This window comes from Sinorhizobium sp. 6-70 (genome assembly GCF_030124375.1).
Taxonomy (GTDB): domain Bacteria; phylum Pseudomonadota; class Alphaproteobacteria; order Rhizobiales; family Rhizobiaceae; genus Sinorhizobium.
Genome location: NZ_JASKLS010000003.1, coordinates 238,913 through 257,202 on the forward strand (window position 1 = coordinate 238,913; position 18,290 = coordinate 257,202).

Sequence of the window (18,290 nt, forward strand, 5' to 3'; positions counted from 1 at the left end):
AAGTCCCGCGGCGGGCGAATACGCCTTCTCATTGAGCCCTACCGGGCTTCGTGCGGGGACCTGATTTCAGGAGGGAGCGCGGCTCTTGCCGCGCTCCCCAAGCGAACGATCAGTTCTTCGCCTGATATTTGTCCAGGTTTTCCTTGGTCACGAGTTCGAAGGGGATGTAGACCTTCTTTTCGACTGGCTCGCCCTTGGCGAGCTTGAGTGCGGCGTCGACAGAGCCCTGGCCCTGGCCGGCGGCGTTCTGGAATACCGTCACATCGAGGTCGCCGGCAGCCATGGCGGCGAGCGCGTCCTGGGTGGCATCGACGCCGCCGATGACGACCGAGTCCATCGAGCGGCCAGCAGCCTTCAGCGCCTGGATGGCACCGATCGCCATTTCGTCGTTGTTCGAAATGACTGCATCGAACTCGACGCCGGCCGAAAGCCAGTTGGTCACGAGGTCGGCGCCCTGGGTGCGCGACCAGTTGGCCGTCTGCTCTTCGACGATTTCGATGCCCTTGCACTGTTCGGTGGCGAGCACGTCATGCACGTCTTTCGTGCGCATGCGGGCGGCCTGGTTGGAAAGCTCGCCCATCATGACAACGGCCTTGCCCTTGCCGCCGAGGATCTTGCAGATCTCCTGGGTTTCGAGCGTGCCGGATTCCTGCTCGTTCGAGGCGACGAAGGCCTGCTTGTCCGGGAGCGTGTCGACGTTGACCGGCTCGCGGTTGACATAGACCAGTGCGACACCGGCATCGGCGGCAATCTTCGACATGGCGGCGGTCGCGTCCGTGTCGACCGGGTTGACGATGATGGCATCGACACCGGCGGCGATGAAGTTCTGGATCTGGCTCTGCTGCTTTGCGACGTCGTTCTGAGCGTCTTCGATCTGCAATTCGACGCCATTGAGCGTCTTGGCATAGTCGGACATCCCGTTGCGCAGAACCGTCAGGAAGTTGTCGTCGAACAGCGCCATCGACACACCGATGGTCTCGGCATGCGCAGCCGTCGACATCATGACGGCCATGGCGGCCCCCAGCACAAATTTCTTCATTTCTCTCTCCTCCACATTCGGTGCCCGGCGACACCTTCTCCAGCCGGAAGCACGACCTTTTCGCAGGTCGAACCCATCCCGAACCGAAAGCCGCACTCCCGCTGCTCTTTCGATCGAAACGGAATAAACGAACCAGTAAATTGCGATTACGGAATATGTATTCCATTTTTGCCGGGCGCCGTCAAGCCTGTCTAGCGGCGCCCGGGCCATTTTCGGTGTTTTGAAAGTGATCAGGCCTTGGCTTGCAGAAAAGCCATGCTTTCCTGAAGCGCCTTTGCTGGATCGGCGAGGTCGTGCACCGACGGTGCGAAGGGTTCGAAGGAAAACAGGCCCATGTATCCTTGACCGGTGAGGCGGCGGATCTGTCCGGCATTGTCCAGCCGGTCCTCCGTATCAATGAGGACGCGATGCGGATCGCGCATGTCGGCGACCGCCACCGCCTTGTCGCTAACCCCGGAAATATGCACGAGCCCGGTCAACTCCGGGAAAAAGGCCTCTTCGCCGGCAAGATGATGGTGGAAGGTGTCGTGGACGAGACGGAATGTCGCTTCGCCGCCGACCTCGCAGATAGCCTCCACGGCTTCGGTCTTGGAACGCAGCGAGCAGATTTCGAAGCCGAGCGGCTCGACGAGTCCGCTCACGCCCGCCGCTTCCAGCAATGGCTTCAAGGCTTTCAGCGCGGTTCTCAGGTTTGCCTGGCGCTCACCATCCTTCTGGCCGCTACCATCATTGACCGGCACCAGCACCAGTGCCTTGGCGCCGCAGTCGCGCGCATAGGAGATAAGCGCGCGGGCTTCCGTTTCGCGCTCGTCGTTCCATTCGTTGAAGCGTTGCAGCGCGTTGATCGAAATGATCGTCAGTCCGTGCTTTTCGGCAAGCGCCTTCACAACATCCGCGCCGGTGCCGTCGAGGATCGCGTTGCCGGAGAGATCGTTGCGAATTTCGACTGCGGATATGCCAAGCGATCTGGCGAGCGCGAAAAATGCTTCAAGCGGCAGGCCGGGCGCAGCCATGTGATTGAGGGCGAAGGGAAGGGCGATCATGGCAGCTGTATCCTCCAGGAATGTTTGGAATGGCTTTCGTCTGATCGGAACATTTGTTCCATTTCAGGCCTTGTGCCACATTCATCACTTGGGAGGCGTCAGTCAAAGCGATAGGCGGGGAGCCGTCTTGCATTTCTGCAAGATTGCATTTTGCCAATGATGGAATCCTGTCATCGCGTCATCGTTACTTGGCCAAGGCACGCATTGGCGCTTACTTGATCCCGTTCACCTCGGCGATGAAATCGGACAGCATCGGCACATAGTCTTCGCCGTGACCGGTGCCGACGGCTTGCGCGAAGGAGTTGCGAACGGCCGCGCCGATCGGGTTGGCGGCGCCGGACGCGTTGGCGAAGGCCGCGAGATAGCTCATGTCCTTAAAGGCGTTGCGGATGGCGAACTTGTGCGCATTCGGGTCGCGTTCCAGCACCCAGCGGAAGAAGGTCTGGTAGAACGGGCAATCCATTCGCCCGCCGCGGATGACGCTGTCGAAGACCTGCGGGGTGAGGCCGGCCTTCCGCCCAAGCATCAAGGCCTCGGAATAAAGCGTGGCGTAGCCCATCGCCAGGAAGTTATTGAGGAGCTTCATCGTGTGGCCGGTGCCGGTCGGGCCAGTATGGACGATGCGGCCGGCGAAGCATTCGAGCACCGGCCAGACGCGCCGGACATCGTCGTCAGCGCCGCCGACCATGACATCGAGCGTGCCGGCGGCGGCATCGGCCGGCGTGCGGCTGAGGGGCGCGTCGAGGAGCGTGATGCCTTTTCCGGCCAAGTCCTCGGCGAGTTTCAAAGTGACGGAGGGATCGGAGGTAGAGCAGTCGACGATGGTGAGCGGCTTACCAGCCGCCGCAATGCCGTCCGCGCCTTCGACGACCGACAACACCTCCGGGGAGCCGGTGATGCAGAGGACGATGATGTCGCATCGTTCCGCCATGTCGCGCGGCGTTTTGACTTCCGTCGCGCCCTCGGCGAGCAGCGCCTCGACCGGCGCCCGGTTGCGATGCGCCATCACCTGAAGCGGCCAACCCTTTCTGACGATGTTTGCCGCCATGCCTTGACCCATCAGCCCGAGCCCGATGAAACCCACATTCGCCTTTGTCATTGGTCGCCTCCCGGCCGTTGCACATATCAAGTCATTATCCTGCACGATCGAGCCGGCTTCTCCAAATCCCCGGTCTCGTTCCGGCTGTCACTTCGCGCGCGATGCGACGGCCGGAGATCGAGGTGCCGGGGATGGCTGTGGGGCATTCGCGCGGCACGTCATCAACGTTAAACAAACGGATCCTCCTCGTGCAGGCGAGTCGGTCGCGGACGAAATCCAACGATCAACGCGCAATGGCCTTCGTGTTAAGTTCTGTTCTGCAAGGTTGAGCACTGCTGGGGTGGGGGATAGCTGGTGATTTCTGAATACGACGATCTGGACGCTCTCGAGTTGGCACGCCTTGTGAAGTCACGCGCGGTGTCGCCGGCCGAGCTGGTTGAGGCGGCGATCGACCGGATCGAGACGCGGAATGGGGATCTCAACGCCGTCATCCTCAAGATGTTCGATTCAGCACGGGCGTCAGCAGAACAGGTAGACACCAGTGCTCCGTTCGCCGGCGTCCCCTTTTTGTTGAAAGACCTTGTGTCGAAGGTGGCGGGCTTCCCGACCTCCAATGGCAACCGCCATTTTGCGAAACTGCCGGCGCCAGGAGACTCCGAGCACGTCAGGCGCTGGAAGAAGGCAGGACTAATCATAGTCGGTAAGACCAACACTCCCGAGTTCGGACTCACGCCGTACACGGAGCCCGAGCTTTTTGGGCCAACATTGAATCCCTGGGACACCCGGCGGACACCGGGCGGCTCCAGCGGCGGTTCGGCTGCCGCCGTCGCCTCGCGCATGGTGCCGCTGGCCTCAGCGGGGGATGGCGGCGGTTCGATCCGTATTCCAGCCTCCGCTTGCGGGCTCTTCGGAATGAAGCCGACACGCGGCCGCACGCCGCTCGGGCCGTTCATCGGCGACGCCTGGTCGGGATTTGTCGTGGAGCACGCCCTGACACGGTCGGTACGCGATTCCGCAGCCCTGCTCGACGCGGTTCAAGGCCCGGACATAGGTGCCCCTCACTATCTGCCGCGCCATTCCGGGTCCTATCTCGACTCGGTCGACCGGCCACCGGGCAGGCTCCGCATAGCGGTGTCAGCGAAGCCGATGCTTGGCGACACGATCGAGCAAGAGGTCTTGCGGGCGTTTGAAGACACGGCAGCACTCCTGCAAGAGCTTGGCCATGACGTCGTCGAAGCAACGCCTTTCGTCGACCGTGAGCCGTTCGCGCTGGCATTTCTCAATGTGCTCGCCGCGGAGTTGCGTGCCGACATCGAGGAAGCAGCAAGCATGGCGGGGGTCGCAGTGCGGCTCAAGGACTTCGACGCTTCAACGGGAGGCATGGGTCTGCTTGGAGATGCGCTGACAGCTGGTGAACTGGCGTCGGCGCAGCGTTACCTCAAAGTGGCCGCACGGGGCATTGCGGCGTTCTTCGAAACGCACGACGTGTTGATGACGCCCGTTCTTTCCCGAATGCCCCCGGCCACAGGCGCCCTCCAGCCGTCTGCGGCGGAAAAGAAACTCATCCGTGCTATCGGCTGGGCGAAGGCAGGATGGCTTTTCAGGAAGCTCGGCATTGCGAAGCACTTGGCCGCCGAGACATTTGCCTTCATCCCGTGGACACCTGTGTTCAACGTGACCGGGCAGCCCGCCATGTCCGTTCCGCTCTGCTGGGCAGAGCACGGATTGCCGATAGGTATTCATTTCGTGGGGCGTTTCGGGGACGAGGAGACATTGTTCCGGCTGGCAGGTCAGCTCGAGCTGGCCAGACCATGGTCCGGCCGCAAACCACCGATCTGTTGCCACCGATAGCTGGCTCGGCGCTGCACTTGTTGCTGTGGTGCCGCTCCAGGAATGTGCGAGAGCCGCGCATCGATGGTCGACTGTTAGAGCAATTCCAGGAAAAGTGTGTAACGGTTTTCCGTCTGGAATGGCGTAGTTTCAAAGATCTAGCCGCGCAAACTGATCCACGCCGGTGCGTGGTCGCTCGCGCCTTCGACGCCGCGCACGTCTCGGTCGATACCTGCAGCACTCAGTCGGCGTGTGAGCTTCCGGCTCAGGAGAACATGGTCGAGACGCAGCCCCGCGTTGCGCTGCCAGCGGTTCCGGCGGTAGTCCCAGAAGGTGAACAACTGCTCCTCCGGATGAATCGTGCGCAGTGCGTCCAGCCAGCCCTGGTCGAGAAGGTGCCGGAAGGCGGCGCGGCTTTCGGGTTGGACGAGGGCGTTGTCGTCGTAGGAGCGGGTCGGGTAGATGTCGCGCGGCTCGGGCACCACGTTGTAGTCGCCGGCGAGCACCACCGGCAGATCGGTCGCCAGCAGCTCAGCCGCATGCAGCCTCAGGCGTTCGTGCCAGGCCAGCTTGTAGTCGAATTTCGGTCCGGGTTGCGGGTTGCCGTTGGGCGCATAGAGCGAGGTGACGAGAACGCCGTTCACCGCGGCTTCGATGTATCGGCTTTGCGTGTCGGACGCATCGCCGGGCAACTCGGCCCGGGTCAGGATCGGCTCGCTGTCGCGCGCCAGGATCGCAACACCGTTCCACGCCGCCTGTCCGCGCCAGACGGCGCCATAGCCGGCCGCCTCGATCGCCTCCCTCGGGAATTGGGCGTCGGTGGCCTTGAGTTCCTGCAGGCAGACGACGTCAGGTTCGGCCGTTGCGAGCCAGGCGAGCAGATTGTCGAGGCGCCGGTTGATGCCATTGATGTTGAAGGTTGCGATCTTCATGCGCTCAGCGCACCAGCCGGCCGGTCCAGGCGGCAATTGTTTCACCCATCTTCTTCAGATGATCGGCGGCGGAAAAACCGGATATGCTCTTGCGCGGTTTAAGGTCGTGATCGCCGTCCTCGAGCCACAAGATTTCGATCGCCTCGGAGAGCGTATAACCGGCGACGTCCTCGCGGGTGCCGAATTCGTCGCGTGTTCCCTGGCAGATCAACGTCGGCGTCTTCAAGTCGGCGAGATGCTTCGTGCGAAGCTGCTCTGGCTTGGCCGGCGGATGGAACGGGTAGCCGAGGCAGAGCAGCCCGGCAATTTTACCGCCCGAACGAAGGTCGTCGGCGATCATGCTAGCGACCCGTCCTCCCATCGACTTGCCGCCGATGATGAGCGGGCCGGTCGCGCCGAGCGCGGCGACGGCGGCCTCGTATTCCGGCTTCAGCGTCTCGGCCCGGGGCGGTGGCTTGCGGCCTTCCGAGGTCCGACGAGCCGCCATGTAACCAAACTCAAAGCGGGCGACGCGAAAACCGGCGTCGGCAAGAGCCTTCGCGGTCGCGGTCATCGAGGCCGAGTCCATCGGTGCACCGGCGCCGTGCGCGAGGAGAATGGTGACGGGGGCATCGTCCGGTCCGTCGAACAGAAATTTCTCGCCCATCTCAGCCCGCCGTCCGTGGAAGGAGGTGGAGATCGACGAACTGCACGCCGCGTTCGGCAGCCCGTGCCCACTCCGAATCCTTGTCGAGTTCGAGATAGCGTCTCCACCAGCGTCGCGCCTCGGCGAGATTGTCCGCGTCGAATTCAAGTTTCGCCAGGTTGAAGACAGCGTCCGCATAGTCGCCGTCGAGTTCGACGGCTGTCGTGAGGTACCGGCGCGCGGCATCAATCCGCCCGCGTTCGCTCATCAATCCGGCGAGGTTGAACCAGGCCTCGACGAAGCTCGGGTCGAGCTTGAGCGCGCGTATATAATCATGCGCCGCTTCCACCTGCCGGCTCGCGGCCTTCAGGCAGTTCGCGCGGTTGAACGCCGCGACGGAATCCGTCGGGTCGATGGCGAGGCAGCGTTGATAGAATGCCGCCGCTTCCTCGTAGAAGCCGTCCTCCTCCGCGGCTTCCGCCTGGGCGAAAAGCTCTTCGAGCTCCGCATCGGTGGACGCTCCAAGATCGAACAACAATTGCCCGTCGAGTTCGCTGAGGCCCCCGGCGAGGCGGGCGTAGATTGCGTCCGCCCCTTCGTGATGGAGCGAGAGCGCAGTGAGCGCCGCCACGGAACCCGACCGGTGAACCGATCGCGCGATCGCAGTCCAGGTGGCGCCGCTGTCGATCAGGCCGGCATACTTCCGGGCGAGGATCAGGTCCCGGAAGGAATAGGGTTCGCTGTCATGCTCGAAGGCGTCGAACAGCGAAAGAAGGTCGAAGGTACGAGCCGCAAGCCGCGACTGATCGAGCAGCGACTGCCGCGTCAAGGCCGATGCATTCGGCGCCGTCATCAGTCCCAGCAGCCGAAGAAAGCCGTTCTCGCTGAGAGGGCGTCTGTTCTGGCGCATCTCCGCGTCGAACCGTGTTTCGATTTCCGCCTCGCTCGCCCTTGAAAGCAGGCTGCGGCCGAAGACGAGGTGGGAGGTCTGGCGCGTGATGCCGCGCCTCAGATGGCCGAGCTGACGCTCGACCTCGCGCGCCGCCAATCGGCGGGGAAACGCGGCCAGTGCGCCGACGATGCCGAATGTCTGCCCTGCAACCGCCATCAGACTTTTTTCTTGGCCGCCGGCTTGCCGCTGGTGGTTGCCGCTTTCGCGGTTCGCTTGGCCGCCGGCTCGGCCTTGGGCTTGCTCTTGGCCGGCGGTTTCGATTGCGAGAGGCTCGCCTTCAGAGCATCCATGAGATTGATGACGTTGCCGCGTTCGGGCGCCGCCGCGATGATCGGCTTGTGGCCCTTGAGCTTCTCGCGGATCATCTGCATCAGCGCGATCTCGTAGCGATCCTCGTAGTTCTTGGGATCGAAGGTTGTCAGCTTCTGCTCGATCAGCGCTTCGGCCAGCTGCAGCATTTCGGGATCCGGGTTTCCGACCGGAATGTTGCCGAAATATTCGGCGGTGCCGCGCACCTCGTTCGGGTTCCTGAGCGTGCAGACGAACATGCCGCTCTCGCGCGGACCGATGGTGATCACCCGTTCTCGGCTGGAGAGCACGAGGCGCGCGATCGCAAGCTTGCCGGTCTTGCGCAGAGCTTCGCGCAGCACGATGAAGGTTTCCTCCGCCATTGCACCGTCCGGCGCGAGATAGTAGGGCGCATCCTGGTAGATGACGTCGACAGACCCCTCGTCGACGAAGGCTTCGATGTTCATCGTGTGGTTGGATTCGATCTTGACGCTTTCGAGATCGGCGTCCTCGATAATGATGTATTTTTTGTCCTCGTACTCGTAGCCCTTCACGAGATCGGACCGTTCGACCAGCCCCAGCTCCGGATCCACCGGCTTCATGTTGATCCGGTTGTGGGTGTCCTTGTGAAGCTGATTGAAGCTGATGCGCTCGCTTGAACTGGTGGCTGGGTAGAGCCTGACGGGACAACTTACGAGACTGAGTCTGAGATAACCTTTCCAACTTGCCCTGGGCGCCATGATTGTCTCCTGCGCGGCAACACGAACTACTTCCCCGCCTCGGACAACAGAGGCAGATCCCTGGCGAAAGCATCTATTTCCGCCCATGGATCGCCGGACGTGACCAGGAGGCCAGGCAGCGAAGAATAGTTCAAATCCTCCGGAGCGTCGATAGATTCAAGATCGCTCCAGCTTACCGGGGTTGAGGCCGGCAGATTCGTCTTGGCGCGAAGCGAGTAGGGCGCCGCTGCCGTGTGGCCGCGCGCATTGCGATGGAAGTCGATGAAAATCCGCTTCACGCGCTTGTCCTTGCCCATCATCGTCGTAAAGACCTCTGGCGCGGTTGCTGCCAGGCGTGTGGCAATCGCGCTTGTTGCCTGATGGACCTTTTTCCAGTTGTGCTTGGGCGCGATCGGCACGACCACGTGGACGCCCTTGCCGCCCGATGTCTTGACGAAGGGAACAAGGTCGAGCGCCTCGAGCTCGCCGCGTATGTGGATTGCCGCCTCGACCACCTCGCGCCAGGTGATGCCTTCGCCGGGGTCAAGGTCGAAGACGACGCGGTCGGCCTTTTCAAGCTGCTTGCGAACGGTACCCCAAGTGTGAAATTCGACAACGCCGAACTGCGCGAGCGCAAGATACCCCTTGGCGTCCTCGACCGAGAGGTAGAATTTCGTTTCGCCCTCCGAGTTGGTTGATTGAAAGGTTCCCACCGAATTAGGCATGCCGGTGAAAGGATGGCGCTGGAAAAAGCAATCCTGCGGCTTTCCGGTCGGGCAGCGTACCAGCGAGACTGGGCGGCTGAGAATATGCGGCAGCATGAAATCGCCGACGAGCGCGTAGTAGACCGCGATGTCGAGCTTGGTCGGCCCGGACCTGCCGAACAGCCGGCGCGTCGGATTGGTGATCGAGATGCTGGCGAGATCGGCATCCGAAATCAGCCGCTTTCGCTGCGGCGTGGCGGGTGTCGAAAGTTCGACTTCGCGAAGCCCCTTGAATACGGCATGGCGGAGCAGATTGTCAGCGGTGCGGTTGCCATAGTGGATATGCGCCCATAACACGGGCCGGACCCAGATGATCTCCTTTGGCGCGCCGTCAAGCTTTGCCGCACCGGCGCGAAGCGGCTCCAGCCGCGCGAGCAGTTCTTGCGCCATTCGCGCGTCGAAGCCGGTTCCGACCTTGCCACGATATTGCAGTTCACCCTCGACCCATTCGCCGAGTGCAAGCGCGGCAAGTCCCTCCGCCGCCTCGGAGGTGGTGTATCCGGCGATCACGAAGTCGTCCGGCTGCAGCGCCTTGGTCTTGGTCCAGGTTTTCGACCGGCCGCTCTGGTACGACGCCGAGGCCCGCTTGGAGACGATGCCTTCAAGCCCCATTTCCGAAGCCTGGTCGTAAAGCGCTCGCCCGTCGCCAGGGACATGATCGCTGAACTGGATGGCGGAGCGCGCCGATACCTGTGTGGACAGCAATTGCGCCAGCAGCGCCTTGCGCCTCTCGAGCGGAACGGCCAGGAGATTCCACCCATCAAGGTGCAGAAGATCGAAGGCATAGAATACGAGCTTGTTGCCTGCGCCAGTCGAAAGTGCCTCCTGCAACAGGGCGAAGCGGCTGATTCCCCTCTCGTCCGGAACGACGATTTCGCCATCGAGGACGGCATCGCGCAATGGCAGTCGTCTGAAGGCCTCCGGCAGGTCGCCGTAACGTTTCGTCCAGTCGAGGCCGCCACGGGTGATAAGACGCACCTCGCCGTCTGAGACGTGCGCCATCGTGCGGTAGCCGTCGAACTTGATTTCGTGCAGCCAGTCGCCACCCTGCGGGGCGCCGCCCGGCGGTCTGTCCACAGCGGTCGCGAGCTGCGGTTCGATGCGGGTCGGCGCTGCGCCCTTTGTTGCGCCGGGAAGTGCGCCCGGATTGAGCTTCACCGGCTTGACTGGCTTGGCCGGCGGCTTCGGCTTCTCGACCAGTTCTTCGATCCGCCGCCCGGATTTGACGCTTTCGGGGCGCGCGGTGAGAATGTCGATGGTCGCGTCGGCGGCGAGGTCGTGTTCCTTGAACAGGAGCCAGTTTCGCTGGTCTTCCTCGCCGGGCTTGGGTTTCAACCGCGCCAGCATCCAGCCGCCGTTGAGTTTTTTGCCAGCAAGGCGGAACTTGAAGGCGCCGGTGCGCAAGCTCTTCTCGATGTCGTCCATCGGCGCCCACACGCCCGTGTCCCAGACGATCATCGGGCCGCCGCCATACTCGCCCTCGGGGATGACACCCTCGAAGTCGATATATTCCAACGGGTGATCCTCGGTCTCGACCGCGAGCCGCTTGTCCGCCGGATTGAGCGATGGACCCTTCGGGACGGCCCAGCTTTTGAGCACGTCTCCCAGCTGCAGCCTCAGGTCGTAGTGGTCGGCGGTCGCGTGATGCTTATGGACGACGAAGCGGTTGCCGCTCTCGCCGGCAAGGCTGCCGGGCGGCTCCGACGTTTTCGAAAAGTCCCTTTTCTTGCGATAGACCTGTAGCTTCGACGTCGCCATGCTCCCTACGCTATGGCTTATAGGGCGAACCCGCAATATGACGTTGACGTCGACGCGGAAGAGCCGCGCAACCTCAAGGGAGGGGAAGGCAAAAATGGGAGAAAACCATCGCTGGTTGAATGTACCGGCAAGCTGGCACGGCAGCGAACAGGCGCTGTCGCTCAAGACGGACGGCAATACGGATTTCTGGCGTGAGACCTTCTATGGGTTCGTTCGCGACAGCGGCCACGCCTATCTCCAACTGGTTTCCGGCGATTTCACCGCATCCGCCACGGTAATGGGCGCCTACGAGCAACTCTACGACCAGGCCGGGCTGATGTTGCGGCTCGACGAGGAGAACTGGATCAAGTGCGGCATCGAATATACTGACGGGCTGATGCATTTCAGCGTCGTCGTCACGCGCGGCGTTTCGGACTGGTCGGTGATCCCTCTGCATGACGCGACGCCTTCCGACGCGGTCGAGGTGCGGCTGACGCGTCATGGCGACGCAGTGCGGGTGCAGTTCCGCTTCGCGGATACACCCTGGCAGATGGCGCGGCTTTGCCCGTTTCCGGCGGCGGATGCGGAGATCGGTGTCATGGCCTGCTCCCCGGAACGCGCAGGCTTCGAGGCGAGCTTTCGCGATTTCACGGTCGGCCCGCCGATTGCCCGTGCGCTGCATGAGGATTGATGGCGTCAACGCGCATGCGGTGGTGCTTGAAACCGCTGCGCCTTTGGGCGACACGCGTCAGGCGATCGCTCGCGGCGTCAGGCTGACCGGGCGGCAGGATTCGCGGATCATCAGGCGGCCCTGCAGCACGAGCCGGCGCGGTGTTTCCGGGCTCTTGCCCGAAAGACGGTCGAGGATGAGTTGCGCCGCCTGCTCACCGATCGCCTGAACGGGCTGGGCGATCGTCGTCAGATGCGGTTGGAAAACGTCGGCCCAGGGGAAATCGTCGAAGCTCGCGACGGAAACGTCTTCCGGGCACTTGAGACCGATGTCGCGGATCGCCTTCATCACGCCGATGACCATCAGGTTGTTGGCGGAAAAGATCGCGGTCGGTCTCTCGGCGCTCGTGAGCAGCTGCATCGTCGCCGTGTAGGCATCCTTTTCGCGGAAATTGCCGATCCGCACGAGGTCGTCCTCGTAGGGTAGCTTGGCGGCCTCCAACGCGGCCTTGTAGCCGGCCAGACGCTCTCGTCCCGTTGATGTGTCGAGCGAGCCTGAAATATAGCCGATGCGGCGATGTCCGAGGCCGAGCATATAGAGGGTCGCATCCTGAACCGCACGGCGGTTGTCGAGCACGACGGCGTCGGTGTCGATCCCGTCGCAGAGCCGGTCGATCAATACGGTTGGAAGATTGGCGCCGGCCAGGATGCGCTTCAGGGTTTCGTCGTCTCCCGCGGGAGCGATGATCAGGCCGTCCACGCTGCGATCGATCAGGAGCTCGATCTGTTCATCCTGCATCTCGACGTCCTCGTCGTTGCAGCAGAGCATCACCGCGTAGCCGGCGCGATGGAGGACATCCTGGATCACCGCCACGACATCGGTGAAGAACGGGTTGGTGATGTCGGCCACCATCAGGCCGACCGTGCGCGTGGTACCGAGCTTGAGGCTGCGGGCGATCGCATTGCGCTTGTAGCCGATGACCTGGATCGCCTCTTCGATGCGGGCGCGCAGTTCCGGGCTGACGGGAGCAGACCCGTTGATCACCGCAGAAACCGTCGCCACGGAAACGCTCGCGGCCTTCGCGACGTCGAGCATCGTGGGTGCGGTGGATTTTCGTGAACGGCGGCGCTGCATCTTTGATCAAAACGTTTAGAAATACGGCTGGGAGAACCTTATGTGAGCCGGAGAATTTGTGCAATAGGTACGCTATGATAGGGATTTTTAGCCGCTTGACACGCTCGAAACGTTTAGAATAGGCTGCAGGAAAACATGCGAAATGATCGTGAGATATCGGTGGTGGGGAGGCCGCCAATGTCATGCGCGATGATAATGCGATCTCGCCTCATTCTGATCCGCACGGCGATGCCAGGCGCGTCGTTCTGACGGCCGAAGGCGTTTCCAAATCCTTCGGGGGCGTTGCCGCGCTCAAGGATGTGCGCTTCGATCTGCGCGCCGGCGAGATCCATGCCCTCATGGGCGAAAACGGCGCCGGGAAATCGACGCTGATGAAGATCCTTTCCGGCGTTTATCCCGATTATGACGGTCTCGTGCGCGTCGATGGCGCGCCGGCGCGCTTCGCGACGGTCAGGGACGCGGAAGCGGCCGGGATCGCCATCATCCATCAGGAGTTGAACCTCGTTCCGGAGCTCCGGGTCGCCGACAATATCTTTCTCGGCCGCGAACGCGTGATCGCCGGCCTCTTCGTCGACCGCAAGGCAAGCCTCGACGCGTCGCGCGTGCTGCTGCGGCGTCTTGGCATCGAACTCGATCCCGAGGCGCGCGTCGGTCAGCTTAGGGTCGGCGAGCAGCAGCTTGTCGAGATTGCCAAGGCGCTCTCGCTTGAGGCGCGCATTCTCATCATGGACGAGCCGACCTCGGCGCTGTCGCCCGGCGAGTGCCAGCGGCTTTTCAAAATCATGCGGCAGCTCGCTGCCGATGGCGTCGGCATCATCTATATTTCCCATCGCATCGACGAAGTGATGCATCTGAGCGACCGCATCACCGTCTTTCGCGATGGCCGCCATGTCTGGAGCCGGCCGAGGGCCGACCTCGATGAAGACACGGTCATCGCCGCCATGGTCGGGCGCAGCCTGCTCGAGGCAGAGCGTGTCGACCGGTCGACGCAGGGCGATCCGGTGTTGTCCGTGCGTGGCCTCTCGCTATCGACATATAGCCGGCACGGCTGGCGCGATGTGCTGAAGGGTGTGAACTTCGATGTGCGCGCGGGCGAAGTCCTCGGCATCGGCGGGCTGCTCGGCGCCGGGCGCACCGAGATCCTGGAAACGATCTTCGGTTCCAGCGAAGGTCGGCGCGGCGGCGAGATCCGCCTCGATGGCACGCCGGTCGACATCCGCTCCCCGCTCGATGCGCGCCGCCTCGGCATCGCGCTGGTCACGGAAGATCGGAAAACTCAAGGGCTGCATCTCCACGACTCGATTACGGACAACGTGGCCCTGCCGCTGGTCGGTCGGCTGGCGCGTTTCGGTTTACGCTCGTTCGATGCGGAAAGTTCGCTGAGCAGGAAGGCCGTTCAGACGCTCGGAGTGCGCTGCGGCAGCATCGACCAGATCGCCGGGACGCTCTCGGGTGGCAATCAGCAGAAGGTGGTCATCGGTAAATGGCTTGCCACCGGGCCGCGCGTGCTTCTGCTCGACGAGCCGACACGCGGCATCGACGTCGGCGCGAAGCGCGAGATCTACGACCTTATCTTCGCACTCGCGGGGGAGGGGCTGGCGATCGTGGTGGTGAGCTCCGAATTGCCGGAGCTCCTGCATCTTGCAGACCGGGTTCTGGTGATGGCTGAGGGCCGCCAGACGGGACTTATTTCCCGGGACGAGGCGAACGAGGAGCGCCTCATGCAGCTCGCCGCTCCGCGGGGCGGTGCGCTTGGAAGGGCCGTTGCATGACATTCTTGAGACTTTTATCCCAGACGAAACTCTATTGGGGCCTGATCGCCATCTTCCTGATTGGCGTTCTCTCCTCGCCGGTGACCTCGTCGGGCAGAAACATCTTTCTTTCTTCCGGCAACCTTCTCGACGTTTTGCGACAGGTTTCGACGACGGGTCTTGTTGCCACCGGCATGACGGCCGTCATTCTCACCGGCGGCATAGATCTTTCCGTCGGTTCGCTGATGGCGATTTGCAGCGTCGTTTGCGCGATGCTTCTGACCGTGCCCGGCGAAACGCCTGCCGTCTTCCTGGGAATGCCGGCTGTCGGACTGGCGTCGCTTCTTATCGGTGCGGTCGTCGTTCGCTTCATTTTCGTCAATATCGAAAAAACGCGAAGCGGCATCGCCAATATCAGGGACGTGCAACTCGACCGGATGCGCGGCACGCTGCTGCCCGCAGTCGGCGGTGTCGTTCTATGTGCTCTCGTCTTGAGCTTCCTGCTGCCGCAGGTGCAGACGAAGTTCGGCGTGCTCGGCGTCCTTCTGGTTGCGCCCGCCGTAGGCTTGCTCTTTGGCGCGATCAATGGCGCGATCATCGTTGTCGGCAGGCTGCAGCCGTTCATTGTCACCCTGGCTATGATGGTGACGGCACTTGGCATCGCCCGGCTGACGGCCGGCCAGAACAATGCGGTCCTTCCCGTTTATACCGGCAGCAACGCCACGGCGGATTTTGACGTGCTTCGCCAGCTCGTCTTCGGCATCGTACCGATGCCGGGCATCTTCTTCATCGCCGCGATCATCCTTTATAGCGTCGTTCTGCGCTTCACGCCCTTCGGCCGCTACGTCTATGCGATCGGGGGCAACGAGGAGGCAGCGCGCCTCTCCGGCATCAATGCAGGGCGGGTAAAGATCGTCACCTACGCGATCTCGGGCCTGCTCGCCGGCATCGCCGCGGTGCTCTACGTGGCACAATATCGGCAAGGCAAGCCGGATGCCGGCGCTGGACTGGAACTCGACGCGATTGCGGCCGTGGTGATCGGCGGCACGAGCCTCATGGGCGGGCGCGGAAGTCTCGCCGGCACGTTCTGTGGGGTTCTGATCTTCGGTCTGCTCTCCAATATCCTGCAGCTCCACAACATCAACTCCAATCTTCAGCTGGTGCTGAAGGGCGTGATCATCATCGGCACGGTGCTCGTCCAGGAGCGCAACGCCTACGATGTTCTCGCCCATTTGCGGCTGACAAGCCGCCGCCCGGCGCAACGGGAAACGGCCGCGGAGGAGCGGCCGTCAAGAGAGACCTTGTCTCTAACTATGGGAGGAAAGGAAGAATGAAACGTCGTGACATCATGAGACTGGCGGCTTTTGCGGCCGTCCTGGCGGCCACCACCGCCCTCTTGCCGGGCAAGGATGCACGCGCCCAGGACAAGAAGTGGCGCATCGGCTTCAGCCAGGCGACCACCATCGAGCCGTGGCGCGCGCAGTTCAACAAGGACATCATCGCCGAAGCGGCGAAACATCCGGAAATCGAGCTCATCGTCACGGATGGCGAGGACAAGACGGAAAAACAGGTCGCCGACGTCGAGAACCTGATCCGTCAGGAGGTCAATGCGCTGCTCATTTCGCCGAAGGAATCGGCCGGCCTCACCGGCGTCGTCCAGCAGGCGATCGACGCGAAAATCCCCGTCTTCGTCCTCGACCGCAACGTCGAGACCGACCAATACACCCAGTTCGTCGGCGGCGACAACAAGCTGATCGGCCGGGCGGCGGGCGAATATGCGGTCGAGCTTCTCGGCGGCAAGGGCAAGGCTCAGGGCAATGTCGTCGAGATCTGGGGCGGCATGGGCACGCAGCCCGCGCACGACCGGCACGATGGCTTCCACGAATTTACCGACAAGGAACCGGGCATCAAGCAACTGCTCGACCAGCAGTCGGGCGATTGGAAGCAGGACCAGGCCTATAACATCATGGCGACGGCGCTTCGCAACAACGAGAAGATCGATCTCGTCTACGGCCACAACGATCCGATGGCCTACGGCGCCTATCTGGCGGCGAAGGACGCCGGCCGCGAGAAGGACATCAAGTTCATCGGCATCGACGCCTTGCCGGGCGAGGGCGTGACCTGGGTCAACAACGGCGAACTCACCGCGACTTTCCTCTATGCGACACCCGGTGCCGAGGGACTCCGTCAGGCGATCAAGTTCCTGAACGGAGAAAAGGTCGAGAAGACCGTGACACTCGACACGATGAAGGTGACGAAGGAGAACGCCGGCCAGATCATGAAGGACAACGGCCTGTAACGCAGTAGGCGGGACGATCCCATCAACCGGGGGTTGGTGTGGCAATTCTCGTTGCCCAAAGGCGTGAAGCGCTTTTGGGCACTTCGAATGGCCGCATGTCTTCGTCCTTCAGTCGGTTCCGACCGAGAGAAGCATGCGCCAGCGGGCGGCGGGGGTGGACGAGGGGGCACCCGCCGCCCCTTTTATCGCATCATCGCCAGTGCCGTGGCGAAGAAGTCGTCGCCTCCGAAATTGCCTGATTTGAGCGCCATAAGCATCTCGCCCTGTGAATTGCCGATTGTCCGGAGCACCGGCACGCCGGGCGCGATCTCCGGGCCGATGAGGAACGCCGGAATGCCCAGCATGTCGACCGTCGCGCCGGAGGTTTCCCCGCCGGCGACGACGAGACGCCGCACGCCTCTTGCCACCAGTTCGGCGGCGATCGCCGAGGTCGCAGCCTCGATCGCGCGCCCGGATATTTCGCGTCCATAGCGCGATTGAAGGTCGGAAACGGCCTCCGGCGTGGTGCTGGCGGCAATGACGATCGGCCCTGCTTCCATTCGCTCCCCTGCCCAGGAAAGCGCGGCCGAGATTTCGTCCGGCGCGGCGGTGAGCAATCGTTCGGGATCGAGCCTCAGGACCGGCATTGCCCGTTCGGCGATGGCAAGCTGGCGAAGAGTGGCGCTGGAGCAGCTGCCGGCGATGACGGCTGCATGCCCGCCGACGGGACGGATGGCATCGGCTGTGGTACTGACCGTCGACGGCACACGACCGGAACGCACGAGTGCGCGTGCAAGCCCGAGACCGAGACCGGAGGCGCCGGTCGATACCGGTGTCCGAAGCGCCACCTCGCCGAGCGTCTCCAGATCGCTTTCGAAGACGGCATCGGCTATCGCCGCGCCGGCGCCCTCGGCACGCAGCGCATCGAGCCGCGCTTTCACGGCATCGGGTCCGCCGGCCACGGCTGGCAGGTCGATGAGGCCGATCGCGCCACGCGACTGGCGGGCCATAACCCGGACGAGATTGGCGTCGTGCATGGGATTGAGCGGATGGTCCTTGAGAGGGCTTTCGTCCAGCAGCTGGCCGTTGACGAAAAGGTGGCCGAGATAGACGGTGCGTCCGGTTTCCGGAAAGGCCGGGGTGACGAGTACCGTGCCGCCGCCCGCGGCCTCCGCAAGCGCCTGCGTCACAGGGCCGATATTGCCCTGGTCGGTCGAATCGAAGGTCGAGCAGATCTTGTAAAGCACATGCATCGCTCCGCGCCCGCGCAGCCATCGTTCGGCCGTGCCCGCGGCGGCGACGGCCTCCTGCGCGACGACCGAGCGGATCTTCAGTGAAACCACCACCGCGTCGACATCGGGCAAGGCCAGCGACGCATCGGGAATGCCGACCGTCTGCACCGTGCGCAGCCCGTTCTTCGTGAGCGTATTGGCGAGGTCAGAGGCGCCGGTGTAGTCGTCGGCGATCGATCCGAGCAGGATAGTCATCG

General features: G+C 62.9%; 15 protein-coding genes and 1 pseudogene. 5 read left to right on the forward strand and 11 right to left on the reverse strand.

Annotation, left to right across the window (positions count from 1 at the left end; genetic code table 11):
- Positions 1-109: 109 nt before the first annotated feature.
- From QN222_RS08265 to QN222_RS08280, 4 genes and pseudogenes are all read right to left on the reverse strand, one after another.
- On the reverse strand, positions 110-1,039 hold the full coding sequence (locus QN222_RS08265) for a sugar ABC transporter substrate-binding protein (RefSeq protein ID WP_180943614.1): 930 nt from the start codon (positions 1,037-1,039) through the stop codon (positions 110-112).
- A 230-nt stretch (positions 1,040-1,269) separates the two neighbouring features.
- Positions 1,270-2,082 carry a TIM barrel protein gene (locus tag QN222_RS08270; RefSeq protein ID WP_283963336.1) on the reverse strand — a complete coding sequence of 271 codons (813 nt, stop codon included), beginning with the start codon at positions 2,080-2,082 and terminating at the stop codon, positions 1,270-1,272.
- A gap of 211 nt (positions 2,083-2,293) precedes the next feature.
- Positions 2,294-3,181 (reverse strand): NAD(P)-dependent oxidoreductase, encoded by an 888-nt coding sequence (locus tag QN222_RS08275; protein ID WP_283963335.1) that lies wholly within the window; start codon positions 3,179-3,181, stop codon positions 2,294-2,296.
- 82 nt (positions 3,182-3,263) lie between these two features.
- A pseudogene (locus QN222_RS08280) lies at positions 3,264-3,422 on the reverse strand (IS3 family transposase); the annotation flags it as partial.
- A gap of 53 nt (positions 3,423-3,475) precedes the next feature.
- Here QN222_RS08280 and QN222_RS08285 point away from each other — a divergent pair.
- On the forward strand, positions 3,476-4,972 hold the full coding sequence (locus QN222_RS08285; RefSeq protein WP_283963334.1) for an amidase: 1,497 nt from the start codon (positions 3,476-3,478) through the stop codon (positions 4,970-4,972).
- 137 nt (positions 4,973-5,109) lie between these two features.
- On the opposite strand, the gene xth is transcribed toward QN222_RS08285, so the two are convergent.
- Genes xth through ligD form a run of 5 tightly spaced genes read right to left on the reverse strand, consistent with a single transcriptional unit; the run spans position 5,110 to position 10,989 of the window.
- Positions 5,110-5,883: an exodeoxyribonuclease III gene (gene xth, locus QN222_RS08290; protein ID WP_283963333.1), complete on the reverse strand. Its 774-nt coding sequence runs from the start codon at positions 5,881-5,883 to the stop codon at positions 5,110-5,112.
- A 4-nt stretch (positions 5,884-5,887) separates the two neighbouring features.
- Complete coding sequence (locus QN222_RS08295; protein ID WP_283963332.1) at positions 5,888-6,529, reverse strand: alpha/beta family hydrolase; 642 nt, start codon at positions 6,527-6,529, stop codon at positions 5,888-5,890.
- A gap of 1 nt (position 6,530) precedes the next feature.
- Positions 6,531-7,616, reverse strand: a complete 1,086-nt coding sequence (locus QN222_RS08300; RefSeq protein ID WP_283963331.1) for a tetratricopeptide repeat protein — start codon at positions 7,614-7,616, stop codon at positions 6,531-6,533.
- Entirely contained in the window at positions 7,616-8,488 is an 873-nt protein-coding gene (locus QN222_RS08305; protein ID WP_180943620.1) for a Ku protein, read from the reverse strand. The genes QN222_RS08300 and QN222_RS08305 overlap by 1 nt, the downstream gene beginning before the upstream one ends.
- A 26-nt stretch (positions 8,489-8,514) precedes the next feature.
- On the reverse strand, positions 8,515-10,989 hold the full coding sequence (gene ligD, locus QN222_RS08310) for a DNA ligase D (RefSeq protein ID WP_283963330.1): 2,475 nt from the start codon (positions 10,987-10,989) through the stop codon (positions 8,515-8,517).
- Between the two features lie 94 nt (positions 10,990-11,083).
- On the opposite strand from ligD, the gene QN222_RS08315 reads away from it, so the two are divergent.
- Positions 11,084-11,659, forward strand: coding sequence for a DUF1349 domain-containing protein (locus QN222_RS08315; RefSeq protein ID WP_283963329.1), 576 nt, complete (start codon positions 11,084-11,086; stop codon positions 11,657-11,659).
- A gap of 57 nt (positions 11,660-11,716) precedes the next feature.
- Here the strand turns inward: QN222_RS08315 and QN222_RS08320 are convergent, their stop codons facing one another.
- Entirely contained in the window at positions 11,717-12,733 is a 1,017-nt protein-coding gene (locus QN222_RS08320; protein WP_283963328.1) for a LacI family DNA-binding transcriptional regulator, read from the reverse strand.
- Between the two features lie 221 nt (positions 12,734-12,954).
- Here QN222_RS08320 and QN222_RS08325 point away from each other — a divergent pair, with 221 nt between their 5' ends.
- Genes QN222_RS08325 through QN222_RS08335 form a run of 3 tightly spaced genes read left to right on the forward strand, consistent with a single transcriptional unit; the run spans position 12,955 to position 16,822 of the window.
- The gene (locus QN222_RS08325) at positions 12,955-14,544 is read left to right on the forward strand and encodes a sugar ABC transporter ATP-binding protein (RefSeq protein ID WP_283963327.1); all 1,590 of its coding nucleotides are present in this window, start codon (positions 12,955-12,957) and stop codon (positions 14,542-14,544) included.
- Positions 14,541-15,857, forward strand: coding sequence for an ABC transporter permease (locus tag QN222_RS08330; protein ID WP_283963326.1), 1,317 nt, complete (start codon positions 14,541-14,543; stop codon positions 15,855-15,857). The genes QN222_RS08325 and QN222_RS08330 overlap by 4 nt, the downstream gene beginning before the upstream one ends.
- Positions 15,854-16,822 (forward strand): substrate-binding domain-containing protein, encoded by a 969-nt coding sequence (locus tag QN222_RS08335; RefSeq protein WP_283963325.1) that lies wholly within the window; start codon positions 15,854-15,856, stop codon positions 16,820-16,822. The genes QN222_RS08330 and QN222_RS08335 overlap by 4 nt, the downstream gene beginning before the upstream one ends.
- Before the next feature lie 182 nt (positions 16,823-17,004).
- On the opposite strand, the gene otnK is transcribed toward QN222_RS08335, so the two are convergent.
- Positions 17,005-18,288 (reverse strand): 3-oxo-tetronate kinase, encoded by a 1,284-nt coding sequence (gene otnK / locus QN222_RS08340; RefSeq protein WP_283963324.1) that lies wholly within the window; start codon positions 18,286-18,288, stop codon positions 17,005-17,007.
- Positions 18,289-18,290: the final 2 nt, after the last annotated feature.

What these genes read in the sequence shown, in the direction of transcription:
- QN222_RS08265 (WP_180943614.1), bottom strand. Translation starts at nt 1,039, where the DNA reads ATGAAGAAATTTGTGCTGGGGGCCGCCATGGCCGTCATGATGTCGACG.
- QN222_RS08270 (WP_283963336.1), bottom strand. Translation starts at nt 2,082, where the DNA reads ATGATCGCCCTTCCCTTCGCCCTCAATCACATGGCTGCGCCCGGCCTG.
- QN222_RS08275 (WP_283963335.1), bottom strand. Translation starts at nt 3,181, where the DNA reads ATGACAAAGGCGAATGTGGGTTTCATCGGGCTCGGGCTGATGGGTCAA.
- xth (WP_283963333.1), bottom strand. Translation starts at nt 5,883, where the DNA reads ATGAAGATCGCAACCTTCAACATCAATGGCATCAACCGGCGCCTCGAC.
- QN222_RS08295 (WP_283963332.1), bottom strand. Translation starts at nt 6,529, where the DNA reads ATGGGCGAGAAATTTCTGTTCGACGGACCGGACGATGCCCCCGTCACC.
- QN222_RS08300 (WP_283963331.1), bottom strand. Translation starts at nt 7,616, where the DNA reads ATGGCGGTTGCAGGGCAGACATTCGGCATCGTCGGCGCACTGGCCGCG.
- QN222_RS08305 (WP_180943620.1), bottom strand. Translation starts at nt 8,488, where the DNA reads ATGGCGCCCAGGGCAAGTTGGAAAGGTTATCTCAGACTCAGTCTCGTA.
- ligD (WP_283963330.1), bottom strand. Translation starts at nt 10,989, where the DNA reads ATGGCGACGTCGAAGCTACAGGTCTATCGCAAGAAAAGGGACTTTTCG.
- QN222_RS08315 (WP_283963329.1), top strand. Translation starts at nt 11,084, where the DNA reads ATGGGAGAAAACCATCGCTGGTTGAATGTACCGGCAAGCTGGCACGGC.
- QN222_RS08320 (WP_283963328.1), bottom strand. Translation starts at nt 12,733, where the DNA reads ATGCTCGACGTCGCGAAGGCCGCGAGCGTTTCCGTGGCGACGGTTTCT.
- QN222_RS08325 (WP_283963327.1), top strand. Translation starts at nt 12,955, where the DNA reads ATGCGCGATGATAATGCGATCTCGCCTCATTCTGATCCGCACGGCGAT.
- QN222_RS08330 (WP_283963326.1), top strand. Translation starts at nt 14,541, where the DNA reads ATGACATTCTTGAGACTTTTATCCCAGACGAAACTCTATTGGGGCCTG.
- QN222_RS08335 (WP_283963325.1), top strand. Translation starts at nt 15,854, where the DNA reads ATGAAACGTCGTGACATCATGAGACTGGCGGCTTTTGCGGCCGTCCTG.
- otnK (WP_283963324.1), bottom strand. Translation starts at nt 18,288, where the DNA reads ATGACTATCCTGCTCGGATCGATCGCCGACGACTACACCGGCGCCTCT.